At 67.7% G+C, this 17,220-nt stretch carries 14 protein-coding genes; 8 read left to right on the top strand and 6 right to left on the bottom strand.

The window, feature by feature from the left end; all coding sequences use genetic code 11:
* Position 1 precedes the first annotated feature (1 nt).
* Complete coding sequence (locus AW272_RS03625) at positions 2-316, top strand: nucleotide pyrophosphohydrolase (RefSeq protein ID WP_066360992.1); 315 nt, start codon at positions 2-4, stop codon at positions 314-316.
* Here the strand turns inward: AW272_RS03625 and AW272_RS03620 are convergent.
* The gene (locus AW272_RS03620) at positions 294-1,397 is read right to left on the bottom strand and encodes a carboxylate-amine ligase (protein WP_066360991.1); all 1,104 of its coding nucleotides are present in this window, start codon (positions 1,395-1,397) and stop codon (positions 294-296) included. The two genes, AW272_RS03625 and AW272_RS03620, sit on opposite strands and share 23 nt — an antisense overlap.
* A gap of 65 nt (positions 1,398-1,462) precedes the next feature.
* On the opposite strand from AW272_RS03620, the gene AW272_RS03615 reads away from it, so the two are divergent.
* Together AW272_RS03615 and AW272_RS03610 are read left to right on the top strand one after the other, a co-directional pair.
* Positions 1,463-1,795 carry a metalloregulator ArsR/SmtB family transcription factor gene (locus AW272_RS03615; protein ID WP_066360990.1) on the top strand — a complete coding sequence of 111 codons (333 nt, stop codon included), beginning with the start codon at positions 1,463-1,465 and terminating at the stop codon, positions 1,793-1,795.
* On the top strand, positions 1,792-2,265 hold the full coding sequence (locus AW272_RS03610; protein ID WP_066360989.1) for an SRPBCC family protein: 474 nt from the start codon (positions 1,792-1,794) through the stop codon (positions 2,263-2,265). Before AW272_RS03615 ends, AW272_RS03610 begins: the two co-directional genes overlap by 4 nt.
* 73 nt (positions 2,266-2,338) lie before the next feature.
* Here the strand turns inward: AW272_RS03610 and AW272_RS03605 are convergent, their stop codons facing one another.
* From AW272_RS03605 to AW272_RS03585, 5 genes are all read right to left on the bottom strand, one after another.
* Positions 2,339-2,632 (bottom strand): PASTA domain-containing protein, encoded by a 294-nt coding sequence (locus AW272_RS03605; protein WP_066360988.1) that lies wholly within the window; start codon positions 2,630-2,632, stop codon positions 2,339-2,341.
* Positions 2,633-2,663: 31 nt separating this feature from the next.
* Positions 2,664-3,650: a right-handed parallel beta-helix repeat-containing protein gene (locus AW272_RS03600; RefSeq protein ID WP_157518250.1), complete on the bottom strand. Its 987-nt coding sequence runs from the start codon at positions 3,648-3,650 to the stop codon at positions 2,664-2,666.
* A 59-nt stretch (positions 3,651-3,709) separates the two neighbouring features.
* Positions 3,710-4,489 (bottom strand): maleylpyruvate isomerase family mycothiol-dependent enzyme, encoded by a 780-nt coding sequence (locus tag AW272_RS03595; RefSeq protein WP_066360986.1) that lies wholly within the window; start codon positions 4,487-4,489, stop codon positions 3,710-3,712.
* 81 nt (positions 4,490-4,570) lie between these two features.
* On the bottom strand, positions 4,571-6,088 hold the full coding sequence (locus AW272_RS03590) for a gamma-glutamyltransferase family protein (RefSeq protein WP_066360985.1): 1,518 nt from the start codon (positions 6,086-6,088) through the stop codon (positions 4,571-4,573).
* A gap of 129 nt (positions 6,089-6,217) precedes the next feature.
* A complete protein-coding gene (locus tag AW272_RS03585) occupies positions 6,218-9,538 on the bottom strand; it encodes a S8 family serine peptidase (protein WP_245657177.1) in 3,321 nt (1,106 codons plus the stop codon).
* Between the two features lie 414 nt (positions 9,539-9,952).
* Between AW272_RS03585 and AW272_RS03580 the strand changes: the two genes are divergently transcribed.
* The 5 genes from AW272_RS03580 (at position 9,953) to AW272_RS03560 (ending at position 17,216) form a co-directional block, all read left to right on the top strand.
* The gene (locus tag AW272_RS03580; protein WP_083957912.1) at positions 9,953-10,681 is read left to right on the top strand and encodes an MBL fold metallo-hydrolase; all 729 of its coding nucleotides are present in this window, start codon (positions 9,953-9,955) and stop codon (positions 10,679-10,681) included.
* Between the two features lie 287 nt (positions 10,682-10,968).
* Positions 10,969-13,467 carry a Z1 domain-containing protein gene (locus tag AW272_RS03575; RefSeq protein ID WP_157518248.1) on the top strand — a complete coding sequence of 833 codons (2,499 nt, stop codon included), beginning with the start codon at positions 10,969-10,971 and terminating at the stop codon, positions 13,465-13,467.
* On the top strand, positions 13,464-14,450 hold the full coding sequence (locus AW272_RS03570; RefSeq protein WP_066360983.1) for a PD-(D/E)XK motif protein: 987 nt from the start codon (positions 13,464-13,466) through the stop codon (positions 14,448-14,450). Before AW272_RS03575 ends, AW272_RS03570 begins: the two co-directional genes overlap by 4 nt.
* Positions 14,447-16,339, top strand: coding sequence for a hypothetical protein (locus AW272_RS03565; protein WP_066360982.1), 1,893 nt, complete (start codon positions 14,447-14,449; stop codon positions 16,337-16,339). The genes AW272_RS03570 and AW272_RS03565 overlap by 4 nt, the downstream gene beginning before the upstream one ends.
* A complete protein-coding gene (locus AW272_RS03560) occupies positions 16,329-17,216 on the top strand; it encodes a hypothetical protein (RefSeq protein ID WP_157518246.1) in 888 nt (295 codons plus the stop codon). Before AW272_RS03565 ends, AW272_RS03560 begins: the two co-directional genes overlap by 11 nt.
* The last annotated feature ends 4 nt before the right edge of the window (positions 17,217-17,220 follow it).

Here is a 17,220-nt window from a genome sequence, read left to right as displayed (position 1 = left end):
CATGAGCGAGATCGAAGAGGTGGCGGCCCGGCTGCGGGCGTTCGCGGCGGCCCGCGACTGGGAGTCCTTCCACACGCCGAAGAACCTCGCGATGGCGCTGGCCGGGGAGGCCGGCGAACTGCTCGCCGAGTTCCAGTGGCTGACCCCTGAGGAGGCGGCCTCGCTCGACGAGGTGTCCCTCGCCCGGGTGAGGTCGGAGATGTCCGACGTGGCCACCTATCTGATCCGGCTGGCCGACGTCCTCGGCGTCGACCTGATCGACGCGATCCACACGAAGATGGCCGAGGTCGAGATCAGATATCCACCGAAGGCGTAGTCTGCGCGGCCAGCATGTCGACGACCGCCTTAGGCCCGCCCTCCGCCGCCGCCCTGCGTTGCCGTTCGGCTCCCGTGCCGGCCAGCTCGACCTGGGCCAGCAGCCGCCGCACCTCGTCGAACTCCCCCGACTCCTCCAGCGAGTCGCGCACGTGCGACAGCAGGCGGTCGACGAGCGACGACGCCGTCACCTCTCGCCCTTCGATCGGGCAGACCCCCACCCCGGCCAGCCCGTTGCGGGCCGCGTTGAACAGTGCCGCCGTGCCCACGGCCTCCGGGAGTTCGGGCCCCTCCCGGCCGGCGGCCAGTTCGGTCAGGGACGTCGTCACCAGGGCCCGGATGAGCAGCGCCAGGAGCGCGGCGTCGTCCACCGAACCGGCCGCGTCGGCGGCGCGGATCTCGATGGTCGGTTTGCGCACCCCCAGCCGGGCCAGCCAGAACGTCATCGCCGTGTCGACCAGGACGCCGGTGTCGACGAGCTGGTCGATGGTCTTGTCGTACTCCTCCGGGGAGGAGAAGCGGGGCGGGATCCCGGCTCCGGGGAACCTCATCTGCTCGGCGATCCGCCAGCTCGCGAAGCCGGAGTCGGTGCCCTTGTCGTACGGGGAATTGGCACTCAGCGCGACCAGTGTGGGCAGCCACGGCCGCACGTGGTTGAGCACGGCCACGGCGGTCGACCGGTCGGGCACGCCCACGTGGACGTGGCAGCCGCAGCACTGGTAGTCGCTGATCGTGCCGCGGTGGGTGCGGATGATGTCGGCGTAACGCTCACCGGCGGAGACGGGCGGGGCCGAGCCGGGTAGCACGGGGGTGCCCACCGAGACCAGCCGCAGGCCGTGCGCGCGCGCCGCCTCGGCCAGGCTCCGGCGGGCGCCGGTGAGCTGTGCGCGCAGGTCGGAGAGGTCATCGCAGACGCCGGACGCCGCCTCGACCTGGGTCTGGAACAGTTCCGCGCTGAAGACCCCGCCGGTGCCCGGATGAGGGCCTGCGTCGGCCAGCACCTTGTCGACCTCGGGGGCGGGCTGTCCCGTGACCCCGTCGACCAGCAGGAACTCTTCTTCAACGCCGAATGTGCGACCCATGCGGGTCCCCTACCCCGTCTGCGGGGGATATGTGAACGCGTAACCCGTAGGTTACGCTTCCGCGTATGGACCAGGCCGCAGAGGCGATCGCCGACCCGATCAGACGGGCTATTTTGCGCATGGTCCGCGACGAGCGGCTCACCGTCGGTGAGATCGCCGCCCGGTTCCCCGTCAGCCGGCCCGCCATCAGCCGCCACCTGCGGGTGCTCCGCGAGAGCGGGCTGGTTCGCGATGATCTGTCCGGCCGGCACCGCTACTACTCGCTCAATCCCGACGGCCTCGCCGAGTTGCATCAGTGGCTGTCGACGCTCATGACGCCGGCGGGCTGGGAGCAGCGCCTCGACGCGCTGACGACCGAGGTCTACCGGACCCGCAAAGACAACAGGGAGACCGCATGAACCCCACCGGCAGGCTCGTCGGGCACGACCTCCGCCTGACCCGCACCTTCAAGGCGTCCGCCGCCGACGTGTGGGCCAGTGTCACCGAGTCCGACCGGACCGCCCGCTGGTTCGGCCCGTGGCGTGGTGACGCCGACCCGATGATCCAGGTCCAGCTGACGTCCGAAGAGGGCGCTCCCTGGACGGACATGCGCGTCGAGGCGTGCGAGCCGCCCCGGCGGCTGGTCCTCTCGTCGGTGGACGAGCACGGCGCCTGGCACCTGGAGCTCATCGTCACCGAGACCGACGGGGTGACCGAACTGCTGTTCGTCCAGCACCTGACCGACGTGACCGGCGTCGGGGACATCGGTCCGGGCTGGGAGTTCTACCTCGACGCGCTGGTGGCGTCCCGCGAAGACGCGCCGGCACCGGAGTGGGACTCCTACTACCCGGCGATGAAGCCCTACTACGACGGCCTCGTGGCCGAATGAGCGATGGGGGCCGCCTTCAGAAGGCGGCCCCCCGGATTCGTCGTTTGTGTACGTCTGTCCGGAGCCCTGAGGCTCAGTGTTCGGGTAGATCCTTTGCCGTTCCGCCGACGGGTGGCCTCGGGGTGCGTGGTTCACGGACTCCCGCGGAGCCGCCTCCGCGGTTGGTCATCCACACCTTGACGGTCCCCCAGCGCAGCACCCGCGCTCCGGGGAGTGGTTCCTGTTTGGTCACGATGCCGTGCATGACGGACTCGGGGCCATCGGGGGACGGGCCGATCAGTAAGACGCCCGCGTCGTGGCCGACCAGCCATGCGTTGAGTGCCTGCATGCCCCGGAAATCCGGGACCTGCACTTCGATCAGGTTCATGCAACCTCCCAAACCCGATCGTAAGTGCCATTTACGAACATGCACCCTTTTTGAGAAGTGGCCCTCCGGTCACCTTGTTGTCACACGTGATCGTGTTTCCGCCGACGGTGTCGTTGATTCCGACACCTCGCGCGCCGGACAGATTGATGACGTTCTTCCGGAAGACGTTTCCGGTTCCCCAGCCGTCGACGATCTTGTGGGTCTGGAATCCGTCGAGCGGGGTGCTGCGGCCCCGGTTGCCCTCGACGACGTACTTGTTGCCCTTCACGTCGACCCAGGAGTCGTTCGTCCCGTCGTCGACCAGCTGGGAGCCGTCGAAGACGTTGCCGACGATCCAGCCGCCGCTGGTGCCCTCTTTGATGTCGATGGCCTCGGCGGTCGACTTGATCTCGTTGCCGCGGACCCAGTTTCCGTCGCTCGCGTCCATCCGGCCGCCGGTGACGGACTTCCAGTTCGACTCGGCGGTGCCGATGTAGACGCCCTCGCCGAACTTCGGCTTACGCAGACCGGTGTTGAAGATCCGGTTGTACTGGACGATGTTCGACTTGCTGAAATTGCGCAGATGAATGGCCTCGTCGCCGATCGAGTGCACGGTCAGCGACTGGATGATCGAACCGAAGCTGCGGTCGGCCATCACGCCTTTCTGGCTGTTCCTGACGGTGAATCCGACCAGGCGCCAGTAGTTTCCCCTGTCGATGTGGAAACCGTAGCCGCCTTTCGGGCCGCCGCCGTCAATCACCGAGGCGGCGGTGCCGCAGACGAAAATGGGGCGGCTCTTGACGCCCGATTTCCTGGCGACGAAATTCCCCCGGTAGATGCCCGGCCTCAACTTGATCACATCGCCCGCGCGGGCCGAGGCGAGCGCTTTCTCGAACTGGCTCGCACTACCCACGATCTTGGTCGGGCGGGGACATTTCACCATTCCAGGGCCGGTCGGGGCGGCGGCCTGAGCAGGGCTGGCGACAAGAACTCCAGTGGTGGCCACGAGCAACGCGCCCACTAAATATTTGATCTCCACCTAGACCATCCTGTCAGTGGAGTCACATGTGTCACAAGTTTCGCCAGCCCTGTCAATCATTAGAAGCCTGGGAAAACCGCGCGCAGTTCGTCCAAAGTAACCGAACCGGTCAGTTCGACCACGGGCGGCGTGTACTCGGCCGCGTGCCGTCCGGTCGCCAGCCGCAGCCACCACTCGGCCGGGGCGGTCAGGACGCCGTCGGGCTCGGCCGGCACGTCCACGATCTCCACCTTCTCGCCGATGGCCACCCCGAACGACCGCTCCGGCGCGGTCACGTGGAGGGCCAGCGTGGCCTCCCGGCCCAGCCGATCGCCCTTCCCGGCCCAGGCCAGCAGCCCGGCGACCCGGTCGAGCAGGAGGTCGGCGGCGTCCTCGCGCAGCACCGCGCCCGGGTCGAAGGCGACCTGGACGTCCCACGCGTGCAGGGCGAGTTCGGTCAGCCGGAACCCGGCGAACGCCTCGGCGTCGAGCGGCTCGGAGGGGAACCACAGGGCGATCCGCAGGGTCTCCCTGGTCTCCGGGTCGAGCCCCTCCAGCCGCCCGATGTGGTTCTCGTTGGCGTCGAGGAACGCGTTCGCCCGCTCGACCGGGGACATCGCGTCCCAGCGGGCCCAGATGGCGCGGATGGCGTCGCCTTCGGGGGCGCCGGTGCCGTTCAGCGCGCCTTCGAGGGCCAGGAGGTTGATCTCCGCGCCGCTGCCGAGGTGGCTGAGCACCTGGGAGACGTCCCAGTCGGCGGCGCCGGACTGCCGGACGAGATCCTCCGGCGCGAAGGCGCGGACCTGTGCGGCGAGCTCGTCATAGGTGGAACGCAGGATTTTCGTCGCCTGGTCGGTCATGGGTGAGGTTCTCCGTGTACGGGGGACGAATGGGGTTCACAACCGCGAACGCCGCAAACCCCACAGATCATCCCGTTTCCGTCAGCGGCCGAGGGCCGACCCGATGCGGGCCCGGGGGTCGGCCGCGCCCGCCAGCATCCCCGACGGCAGCACGTCGATCAGGTGGGCATGTCCGAAACCGTCGCCGTAGCTCTCCTGGACAATCCGGTGACCCCGTTCGGACAATCCTGGTCCCCAGGTCGCGCCGTCCTCGACCTCGACGACGACCTCGCCGCCCCGCCAGGTCTCGAACCCGGTCCCCGACCCGAGGGCCCAGCGCGACGCGCCGATCACCTCTCCAGGGGTCTGGTCGTGGACGAGGAGCCGCGTCACCAGCTGGAGCAGGATCTGCGGCTGGGCGTCGCCGCCCATGGTGCCGATGACGGTCCTCAGCGAACCGTCCTCCTTCGTGATGAGGGCGGGCGCGAGGGTGTGCGGCGGGCGCCGGCCGGGCCCGTATTCGGCCGGATGGCCCTCCGTCAGGGAGAAGCCGATGCCGCGGTTGTGCAGGTTGATGCCGGTCGAGGGCTCGAACAGGAGGCTGCCGAAACCGGCGGCGTTCGACTGGATCAGCGAGACGCCCATGCCGTCGCCGTCGACGACGCACAGATAGGTCGTGTCGCCCTTCTTCGCGTGGACGGGAAGGTCCGGCGCGCCGACCAGAGCCCGGCGGGCCGCCGCGGAGTCGAGGGGGGCCGTCGCGTTCTCGTACAGGACGTCGAGCCGGTCGTGCCCGGCGGCGCGGGCCGACTCGATCAGGAGGTGGGCCCAGGCCGGGTCGGCGGGGTCCTCGGGCAGGTCGAGGCCCTCCAGGATCCTGAGGGCGAGCAGCAGCAGGTAGCCCTGGGAGTTGGGCGGGATGGTGTGCACGTCATGGCCGAACACGCGGGTGGACAGCGGCGTGACCCAGTCGGCCTGCTCCCTGTCCAGGTCGTCTTCGGTGTACTCACCCGCGCCCAGCTTCAGCAGTCCCTGGCCGAACTCGCCCTGGTAGAAGCCGGTGCGGCCGCTCTTCGCGATGGCTTCCAACGCTCGGGCGGCGCCCGGCCGCCTGATCGGGTCGCCGACCGACTTCACCGACGCGTAGTCGCTCTGCAGCGTGCCGATGAACGACGCGCCCGGCGCCAGCAGCGGAGAGGCCGGGAAGCCGGTCGCCGCCAGGCGGATCGCGGGGGCCAGCACCTCGGCGAGCGGGAGGCGGCCGAACCGGGTGTGCAGCGCGAGCCAGCCGTCGACGCATCCCGGCACGGGGACGGATCTGATGTCGTACAGATGCGGCATGGTCGTCTGCCCCTCGGCCCGCAGCCGCGCCGGGTCCGCGCCACTGCCGGCGCGGCCGGAGGCGTTCAGGGCGTGGACGCCGGATCCGTCGTGGACCAGCGCGAACAGGTCACCCCCGAGGCCGCACATGTGCGGCGCGGTGACGGCGAGCACCGCGTTGGCCGCCACCGCCGCGTCCGCGGCGCTTCCACCCTTTTCGAGTACACCGACCCCTGCGGCGGACGCCAGGTGATCAATGGTGCAAACCATGCCGTTCGGTGCGTACCGGGTGGAAGTCATATCAGGACTTTACGGGGCACCCCGTCGAGCCTTTCATCGGCCACCAATGGGGCTTTCGTGACGACGTACACGCGGAAAAAGAAAAACGGGCCCGGCGGCTGACCGCCGGGCCCGTTTCCTTACCAGGGGTTACTGGACGGTGATCTTGTCCACTTCCTGGGTGACGCCGTTGACCTGGTCGGTGACCACCGAGGTGGTCACCGCGCCGACGCCGGTGATGACGCCCTTGACCTTCATGGTGTAGGTCAGGGTCTCGCCCGGCGCGCCGGGCGTGCTGGTCACGCGGTAGTCGGAGGTCACGCCGGTGCCGGCGGGGATCTGGCTACCCGCCGTGCCGTCGGCGTTCTCGGCGCCCACGGTCAGGCCGTACGCGGGGCCCGGGTAGGGCAGCGCGCCCGGGTAGGCGAAGGTGATGTCCTCGGCCCCTCCGTTGACGCCGATCCACGCCTGGAACGTGCGCAGGGTGTTGGTGCCGTAGAGCTTCAGCCGCCACTCGACGACGATCCACGTTCCCACGCCGTCGGTCAGCGTGGTCGCGTAGACGCCGGGAGCGGTGGTGCCGTCGAGGTCGGTCCAGAACGGCGCGAGAACGCCGTTCGGGCGGGTCGCGTCGGGCAGCGTCTGCGGGGTGAACTGGATGTCCGCCGAGCCGTTGGTGCCGCCGGCCACGAGGTAGCCGTTGGACGTGATGCCGATGCGGCTGAACGTCTGCCCGGCGAACTTGTACGACGGAACGTTGAAGTTCACCGCCTGCTCGTCGCCGACCGGGGTCGGGGCGGTGCCGAACGCGTCGAGCGGGATGTAGCCGAACAGCTCACCCGGCGCGATGACCGGCTCGTCCGGCTGGCGGCCGTCGAGCGTGGTGGTGACGGTGGCCTCCTGGGTGCTGACCTGGGTCGCGCCGGTGACGCTGTTCAGCCGCAGGCGGCCGTCGAGCACGCTGGTGGCGGTGACCTCGGTGTCGTTCAGGGTGCCGTTGTTCACGGTGACGGTGCAGGTCGACTCGCCGGTGTTCTTGGCGATGGTCGAGGGGGCGCAGGTCTGGTCGACCGGGATCGCGCCTTCCTGGCGGTAGAACGCCACCGGGATGTGGTGGTCCTTGTTGCCGTCCTCCTGGCGGAGGTCGATCTCACCGAAGTACTGGCCGTCCGGGACGTCCGGGGCGCTGATCGTGATGGTCAGCTCCTGGGTCGCGCCGGGCTCGACGGTGAAACGGGCCGGGGTGACGGTGATGGAGGTGCCGGCGGAGGTGTTCTTGCCGCGGGCGGTGTACTCGACCTGCTCGTCCGTGACGTTCTTCACGGTCCGCGTGGTGGTGATCTGGCCCGGCATGGTGGGCGCGTTCACCGACGGGATGTTCAGGTCGATGCGGTTCAGCGGGTCGGCCGCCGAGGCCGCGAAGTCGGCCGCGGTCTCGTCGATGGTCAGAACCGAGTTGTACGCCTGGCTCAGGTCGATGCGGCCGCCGCCCATGTCGAACGGGTCGGCCGGGGTGACCCGGTCCTGCTTGGTGACGTTGGTGCGGGCCGTCGTCTCCAGGGCGGACTTGACCTGGCCGGGGGTGAAGCCGGGGTTGGCCGCGAAGACCAGCGCCGCCGCACCCGCGACGTGCGGGGACGACATCGAGGTGCCGGCGATCACCTGGTAGAGGTTCCCGGGCGGGCCCTCCAGCGGGGACTCCGGCGTCGGGGTCGCGCCGGCCAGGATGTGCAGACCAGGGGCGGTCACGTCGGGCTTCAGGAAGTCGCCGCCGGGGCCACGCGAGGAGAACGTGGTGATGACGTCGCGCTGCCAGTTGGTCTTGGTGCCCTGGGTGAAGCTCGCCGTCGCACCGGGAGTGGCGGCGAGGTGAGCGAGCAGAACGTCGGTCGCCGGCTTGTCGATGTGCACGGTCGGCAACCAGTGGTTGTCGGTCATGATGTCGAGCGGCGTGCTGTTGTAAAGGATCATGCCGACTGCGCCGCCCTGCTTCACGTTGAAGCCCTTGAGCACGCGGTTCGGGCCACGCTCACACGCCACGATCTTGCCGACGAACAGGCCGGCCGGAGCGGGGGTGGTGCAGAGCGCGTTGCTGTACGGCGGCGCCGAGGCCAGGACCACGGGGGTCGCGGCCGCCACGCCGGCGGTGATCGAGGCGCCCTTGAGGGTCGGGCCGCCACCGGTGAAGGTGATGGTCGACTCGAAGGTCCGCTTCTGGGTGTTCGCCGCGACCGTGGTCACCCACGGCGAGCGGTGGTCGGTCGTGGCCGCGCCGGGACCGGAGTTGCCGGCCGAGGCCGCCACGAACACACCGGCCGCGTAGGCGTCGAGGAACGCCAGCTCAACCGGGTCGGTGTACGGGTTCGCACCACCGGAGATGGAGAAGTTGATCACGTCGACACCGTCGAGGATCGCCTGCGCCACCGCCTGGGCGGAGTCGGACTGGTAGCAGCCGTCCGCGCCACAGACCTTGTAGACCGACAGGTGCGCGGCGGGCGCGATGCCGTGGATCGGGCCGCGCGAGATGCCGAGCGGGTTGGCGTCCGCGACCGGGCTGCCGGCTGCGGTGGTGGCGGTGTGGGTGCCGTGCCCGTTCGAGTCACGAGCCGAATCGGGGTACATGTCCCCACCCACGACGGCGTTGTAGGTGTCGAGGAACGGCTGGCCGCCGATCAGCTTGTTGTTGCAGACGAACACGTCGGTGGCCGGGGTGAGCGGGTTGTCCCCGAAGTCACAGGTGCGCGGCGTGCCGTCGGCCTTCGCCGGGGGCGCCGGGATGTTCGCGTTCGGCGCGGCCGACGGGTGCTCCGGCCAGAGACCGGAGTCCAGGATGCCGACGATGACACCCTTGCCCGAGTTCGGCGCACCGCCGAGCGAGTTGTAGACCGGCGTGGCGTCGATGGCGTCGGGGCTGGAGTCCGTGAGCGGCTGCGACAGACCGTCTTCCTGCACGGCGGCCACACCCGGCAGCTTCAGCAGGTCCTTGGCCTCGTTGGCCGGCACGGTCAGCGCGACGCCGCCGTAGACGGTCCGCAGCTTCTGCCCGACCTTGGCGCCCGCGACCTCACCCGGAAGCGCGGCGAGGAACTTGTTCTCGATGCCCTCGATGTGCGTGACGTACTTCTCGGCCGCGGCGCTGTCCGGGTCGAGATCCTTGCCGGTGACGCTCGGGCTGGTGGCCGCGAACCCGCTGACCCCGCCCTTGTAGGCGGCGAGCGAGTCGTAGTCGAGCTTCACGACGACGTTGACCGGCGCCGGCGAGGTCGCCTTGAGCAGCGCCTCATCGCTTTCGGCAAGCTGGCCGGTGAGCGACTTGGCCCCGAACACCAGCTCGGGGTTGGTCAGCGGCGTCGCGGTGAACGACGGGGTCGGAGACGGCGTCGGATCGGCGATCGCCGATCCGGCCGGGACCAACGCAGCCACCAGGCCGACTGCTGCGGCCGTGGCGACGGTCAGTCTTAACCTTGACACGAAACCTCCATGGGTGCTGAGGGACTCGTCACCACACGCAGAGGAATCGCGGCACCCCCCGGGCAGCGTCCAAAAATGGACACGCAAAAGGGCCGCAACCCTCCCCGGTTGGTTGACGATAACCGGATCGTTCGGCTTAGAACGTTCCGATCTCTCACGGAGTTTAGTTAGCTGTCATATGTCCCGCTAGATGAGATATTGCCAACCGGCCTGTCCAGATTGGGACGCCGCGCACTTCACCTAACGGATAGCGTTCTACCTGCTGCTTTGTGTACGGGTAGGGCGGTGTGTCGGCCACTGAGGTCACTTGCCGACAGGCAGCATTGACCCGTGAGCAAGCATGTTAGTGAGCAAATACTGCCGAGACGTGTCTGCGCGGCGACGGTACTGGGCGGCCCGACGACCGTCATCGACATGGGCGGCCTGCGAATCGTCGTCGACCCCACTTTCGACGACGCCGGCCCCCATGGCTACCTGACCAAAACTCTTCCTCCTGTGGTGGATGAGACGGCGCTCGGCCCTGTTGACGTGGTCCTGGTCAGCCACGACGCCCACCCTGACAACCTTGACGACCGGGGGCGCGCCTTCGCTTCCGCGGCCCCTTTGACTCTTACGGTGCCGAGTGCGGCCGGCCGATTGAATGGACGGGGTCTTGAACCCTGGACGACCTTTACGGTGCTGCGCCCCGATGGAGGCGGCGACCTTTTCTTTCTCACGGTCCCCGCCGTCCACGGACCCGAAGACGGAGAACGGGACGCGGAGGGCTTCGTGAATTGCGAGGTGACCGGGTTCGTGCTGTCCGGACGGGGGCTGCCGACCGTTTATGTGAGCGGCGACAACGCGTCGATGCGGGTGGTGGGACAGATCGCCCGGGGTGTCCCGGAAATCGACGCGGCGGTACTCAACGCGGGGGCGGCCCGCGTTAAGGGAAAATTCCGCGAACGGCCGGTTTCCATGGACGGACGGCTGGTGGCGGCGACCGCCGCGGTACTGGGTGTGGACGTCGTCATTCCCGCGCACTACGACGGGTGGACCCATTTCACCGAAGGACGGGCCGAGGTGGAGACGGCCTTCGACGAGGCGGGGCTGTCGGCGGTGCTCAGCGTGGCCGACCACGGAATCTGGTCGGACCTACGCGTCTGAGCGGGTCGTGCGCCAGTGATCGTGAGGGCTCCGGAGCACCCCAGACCCGACCTGCCGGCAGCGGCAGCGCTCGGCGTCACGGACGACGCGGCTGACCCAGTTGCCGAGACACTCCCAAGGACACATGAGCATAAATCCCACTATTTGGGAGCTCCACTTAGGAGCTTCATGGTCGTCTTTGCTCTTCTCGGCTAAATTTCTCGCCTGAGGCAGGAAAAGGGTGAGGAATCTTGGGTCTGTACACAGTCTTCGCGGACTGGGCCAGGCGGCATGGCGTGGAAGCGGCCGTGGACAGCTTCTCTGACTCGTTGCCGGAACCGACCATCGACAAGTTCCGCCGACAGTTCGAGAGTGACAGAGCGAAGGTACAGGCAGGCGGTCCACCGATCATCACCGCCGGGTCCGACGACTGGTACAGCGGGCCCGGGGAGTCCGACCGTTACTGGTTGGCGCTCAAGGACCAGTTCAAGGCAGAAAACTGGCCTGACGAGCGCATCTCCTCCGTCGACCATTCGTCCAGCACTGTTGTCGCCCACACGCCCCGACCGGACCGTTCCACCTGGGACTCCAAAGGTCTCGTAGTGGGGTACGTGCAGAGCGGGAAGACCACCAACTTCACCGCAGTCATCGCGAAGATGGCGGACGTCCGGTACCGCCTCGTCATCGTCCTGTCCGGTATCCACAACGGACTTCGCCGTCAGACACAGGTACGACTCGACCAGTATCTGAAGGACCTCAATCCCGACCGGTGGATGACGCTGACGGGAGAGGCTCGCGATTTCGTGGAACAGACCCACGAGGCGTCGGCCGCGCTCAGCGATGAGAAGACCGTCCTGGCAGTCGTCAAGAAGAACGCAGCCGTCCTGGACAAACTCATCAAGTGGCTGGACACGACGAACAGCCGAAAGGCGCTCGCCTCCGCACCCGTACTGATCATCGACGACGAGGCGGACCAGGCCTCCGTGGCCACGGGGCGGATCAATCCGCTCATCCGCAAGCTCCTGAGCCTCATGCCGCGGTGCACCTACGTCGGATACACCGCGACGCCCTTCGCCAACGTGTTCGTGGATCCGACCCAGGACGACCTCTATCCGAAGTCGTTCATCCTCAACCTGCCGCGCCCGGATGGATACTTCGGCCCCGAGAAGATCTTCGGTCGTAATGCCGTAGAACAGGAGGCTTCCGACGAGCAGGGACCTCCTGACGGCTACGACATGGTTCGTCGGGTCGAGGAGGAGGACGTCCACCTCCTACGCCCTGGCAGCAAGGAGTCCGCAGACGGGTTCGCCCCCACGATGATCGACGAACTGAGGGATGCCGTCCGTTGGTTCTGGCTGGCGACCGCTGCTCGTCGTGCGCGTGGGGACAGCGATCACAGCACGATGCTCATCCACACGTCGGTCAAGATCGCGGTCCATGAGAGCTACCGAGCGCCTTTGCTGCGGTTGCAGCGGCAGGCAGCAGAGGGCCTCAGCTCAGGCCGGCCCGACGTTCTCGATGAGTGGCGGAACCTGTGGGAGAAGGAATCGTCCAAGGTCCCGGCCACGGACTTCGGCCGGACGCAGAACACGTTCGAGGATGTGCAGCCTTATCTGAGGGACGCCATCACCGACACACGGATCGTCCTCGACAACTACCGCAGTCAGGACCGGCTGGACTACTCCGAACCTTCCGTGGTCGCCATCGCGGTCGGCGGGAACACCCTGTCCCGAGGACTGACCCTGGAAGGGCTCGTCGTCAGCTTCTTCATCCGGGGTGCGACAGCGTACGACACGTTGCTCCAGATGGGCCGTTGGTTCGGGTATCGAACCGGGTATGAGGACCTCCCCCGGATCTGGATGACACCGAGTCTCGAGTCGGCGTTCCGGCATCTCGCCACCGTCGAGCACGAGATGCGGGACGACATCGACCGCTATCAGAGGGAGAACCTCACACCTTCCCAGGTGGCGGTGAGGATCCGGACACATCCCGCGCTTCGGATCACCGCCAAGATGGGCGCCGCCCAACCGGCTTTCATCTCCTATGCAGGGCGCCGGTTGCAGACCCGGTACTTCAACCACCTGGACACCGACTGGCTGGACCTCAATCGTCAGGCCGCGGAGAACCTGGTGCAGGAGGCTGTCCGGCACGGACAGGTCGAGGACCTCGGAGGGGCGCGGCTGATCCGCGACGTCCCCGTGTCACTGGTGAAGACCTTCCTGTCGCGATATCAGGTGCACAAGGAATCGCCTGACCTCGAGCCGACACTGATGATCAAATACATTGACCAGCAGCTCACCAGTGATCCCCCGAGCCTGGCGATGTGGTCCGTCGCCGTCGTTGTCGGCGACGGGGGTGACGCGACGCTGGGCGGCCTGGAAATCAAGTACGCGGTCCGGTCCAGGATGATCGGCGACAAGGACGGGCCGGCCGACATCAAGACCCTGATGAGCAAGCAGGACCGCGCGCTCGACCTCGGCCTCACGACAGCGCAGGCGAGGGCCAAGGGCGAGACCGAACTGGTCGCCCTGCGCAATCAGCACCCTGTTCTGCGCGACCGCGGCCTGGTCGTCCTTTATCTGATCGACCCCACGAGCGAGCCCGTCAAACCGCAGGACACCGAAGTGACGGTCCCGAGGCGGATGGCTCTGAACGCGGCGCAGGCGGTCGTCGGACTCGGCATCACGTTTCCGGGCGACGTCCGCACCAAGAGCATCCAGGCCACACACGTCGCGGTCGACCTGACCGACGTCGAGAGCGAGAACGTCGACGAGGCTCTCGGCATCGACACCGAGGACGTGACATGACGGACCTCGAACTCAGTGCGCTGGAACGGGCCTGGGCCGTCCTGATCCTGCCGCGCGCCAGGGAACTGGCTTCCTTCCCGCTGGATGTGGTGTGTCATGCGCAGCCGTGCCGCGTGGCGATCGACGGGGCGGGCGCCCGTCATCTTCTCGTTCCCGCGAGCGACGAGACCGTCTCGGTGGATCCGCGTCCGGCAGCGCTCAGCACAGTGATCCGGAAGCTCGACTTCGGCGGGTCCACGACCTCGTACGTCGACCTGTCGTGCACCGAACCCGGCCTGTTCCCGGAGTTCGACGAGGTCGTGACCGATGTGCTGGAAGCCGTCTCGGGCGCAGATCTGCCGGCGGCGGCAGCGATCGACGCCATCGCACGATGGCGGCGGCTCTTCCGCAATACCCCACTTCGCGGGCTCTCATATCAGGGCAAGATGGGGCTGTTCGCCGAGCTCACGGTACTCTCGTCGCTGGTCGGGGCCGATCCCCACTTTCCCGTGGGCGCATGGAGAGGTCCGCTCAGGGAACCCCACGACTTCGAGGCCGCCGCGCGGTGCATCGAGGTGAAGGCCCTGGGCCAGGCCAGTGACAGCATCGTCGTACATGGTTTGGAACAGTTGGACACGCACGACGGGCGGCCCTTGGACCTCGTGCTTCTCCGTGTGACCGAGGATCTCGACGGGTGGACCGTGACCGACCTCGTGGAGCATCTCCGAGGCTCAGTGGCGTCGCAGACCGAGTTCCGCTCGCGACTTTCGGCAGCGGGATGGTCGCAGCAACCGGATCACCCTGACGTGGATCGCTTCGCCACCGAGGAGATACGCAGAATCGTGGTCGGCCCGGACACCCCACGTGTCGTCCCGTCATCGCTCATCGCGGGCTCACTCCCCGACGGCGTCGGAGAACTCACTTATCAGATCGATCTTGCCGCTGTGCTCCCTCACAGTACTGGCGCGTCACTGGCGGAGATCGCGGAGGAGGCCGTCCGGTGAACGCTCGATGGTGGTCACAACCGTTCGCGCCGGAAGGCTCCGCCGCTGCCGAGGGCATCATCAAGCAGCTGGGGCGGCCCGCGCTCGATCCGTTGACGGTCCTGGTGAGGGAGGCGGCGCAGAACAGTTGGGATGCTCGCCTCCCCGAAGGCGAGGTGCACTTCCGCATCGATGTCCGGGTGCTCGGCGACGATGCGAGTACCTGGCGTGAACTCCTGCTGCCCGGGCCGTCGGGCGAGTCGAAAGTGGACCTTGGGCCCTTACTCCTGCCGGAGACCGTCGTGCTCGTGGTGTCCGACCGCAACACCAGAGGCCTCGGTGGTCCTCTCCGTGCCGGGGAGCGGGCTCGGGAGAGCGACACCCCGGACTTCGTGCAGTTCCTTCGGAACGTCGGGGAGCCCAGTGACCACCGTTTCGGCGGGGGCACATACGGATTCGGCAAGGGCATCTTCTACCGACTGAGTCGAGCCGGCGCGATCCTCGTCGACACCCACTCCTTCGCCACCGGCGGGCCTCAAGCCCGTCGGCTGATGGGTGCCGCGCTCGGGCACAGTTGGTACCTCGGCGAGCGCCGGTTCACCGGGCGGCACTGGTGGGGGGTCGTGGCGGACGACGACGTACCGGACCCCATCCTCTCCGCGGAGGCCGACACCGTCTCCAGGGCCTTGGGCCTGCCGGGCTTCGACAACCAAGGAACCGGCACGGACATCGTCGTCCTGGCCGCGGATCTGGGTGCCGTCGGATCGGCCTCGGAGGCGCGCGAACGTACTCCTGCTGAGGCGGTCAACTTCATCGCCTCGTCCATCCTGTGGAACCTCTGGCCGAAGATGGTCCCGGACGAACAAGGGCGCCGCATGCGATTCGTCGTGAGCGTCAACGGTTCGGACATACCCGTTCCCGAACCGCACACCTTCGACGAGTTGGCCCCGTTCGTCGAAGCCCTGCTCGAGATCAGGGCAGGTGTCGGGGCCGACTTCTCACGCACCGTCCCGCCGAGGCAAGGCGGTACCTTCGCCATGGCCTTGGGGGCAGCCGACAGCACCAGCACTCGTCTCCTGATCAAAGCGGCGCAACCGTTCGAAGGACCTTCGCATCACGTCGCCCGCATGCGTGTCGCCGAACTCGTGGTCGACTACCTCGCCGGTCCACCCCACCCTGACGCCCGTCTCGCGTACGGCGCCGTGTTCAAGGCGTCGGAGGATGCGGACACGCTGTTCGCGTCGGCCGAGCCGCCTACCCACGACGACTGGATCTCCAAAGGCCTGACCGGGACAGCGCGGGGGGTGGTGCAGGGAGCACGCACCTTCGTGCAGAGGCAATTGGACGAACGACTCGGTCTCGGACCCCAGACAGGCGGGTCAGGTGGCCACGGACTGGGGCAACTCTCCGCGATGCTCGCCGGTATCGTCCCCGCGCGGTCGAGCGAGCGTCCGGAGGAGCCGGGCGACGACAGCACTGTCCGAGACAGCGGCAGCGGAGCCACCGGCAGGTCACGCCCGACCGGCGGCCTGGGCGGTGGCAACGGATCCGGTGGGACCGCACCGCGACGAGGCGGCAAGCCGCGCTTGCAGGGAAGCCCAGTCCTGCGGGTGCATCAGGGACGACCGTATCTGGTCGCGACCGTCAAAGTTCCTGCGGCGGAGATCGAGCGATTCGTGGCTGCGGATGTCGAGGTCGTGGTGGAAGGTGGCGGCCGCGAGAGCGAACCCCCGCTCGGTGCCGCTGTGCCACAGATCTTGCAGTGGCAGTCGGCCAGTGGTGTCCTGGAGCCAGGAAGGATCGTCCGGATACCGGCAGGGCCGGAATCGAACTGGTATGTGTACGGCACACACGTACCTGACGCTGTCGTGCGTTTCCGAGTGAGTCAGGTCGGGTCCGATGCCGGCTGACGTCCGACCATATCTGGTACCGAATCCAGGGACCGTCGTCTGGGAGCCGTGGTTCCTGCTGGACGCGCAGGAATGGAAGTCCTTGCCGAGCACGATCGATGGTTGGGACCCAGGAACTGATCTGCGAGCAGCTCGCCGGGTGCGGGTCGACGTCGGGCGTTTCGTCGAAGAGACAGGTCTTGACCTCGCCGATGTCGCAGTGACCCTCTCCTGGACGAGCTCGACCACCGACATGACGGAAGCGGCACCCCCGGCGTACTTCGACATGAACGGTGCGGCTGTCGTGGACACTACTCTCAAGGGCGAGCGCCTGTCCGGGACACTGTCCTTGCGGAGCACCATCAGTCTCGTCCGCCCCTCCTTCGATCGGGCAGCCGGTGTGGCCACCGTCCCCGGCTCGGTGCTCGCCGACGATGTTCAACGAGTGGTACTCGAGAGCATGTCCTCGATGTTCCCGGTGCACGAGATCGACTTCTCTCACACGCGGCTGTCCCCCACGGCCAGTTGGCACCTCGAGACCAGCACAGACCTCTCGGCGCCGTTCTACGGATCGTTCCGTGTCCTTGTCAACAAACGCGACCGCGAGTTGCGCGCAGCGGTGACTCGTGGCACCAAGGACAGGAGACAACAGGCCCTGCTCGACGAGCTCCAGGCGGGGGTCGCCATGCTGCTCCTGGAACTGGCCCTGCACCTGCGCGCCGAACTCGTGGAACGTGACGAATGGCCGCCGGACAGCGTGGGGGACATCCTGGCGAGAACACTCGCCGCGTCACCGTCGCACTCCGTCGCGCCGCCGTCAGCAGGGGACCTCGCGGAGTTCAGAACCCAGATCGCCGGTGCGACGAGAAACCTGGGCAGGGGACGGATCTTTCAATGAGCGA

The sequence above is a fragment of the Herbidospora mongoliensis genome (assembly GCF_001570545.1).
GTDB classification, from domain to species: domain Bacteria; phylum Actinomycetota; class Actinomycetes; order Streptosporangiales; family Streptosporangiaceae; genus Herbidospora; species Herbidospora mongoliensis.
This window is presented reverse-complemented; position numbering and strand designations above follow the sequence as displayed.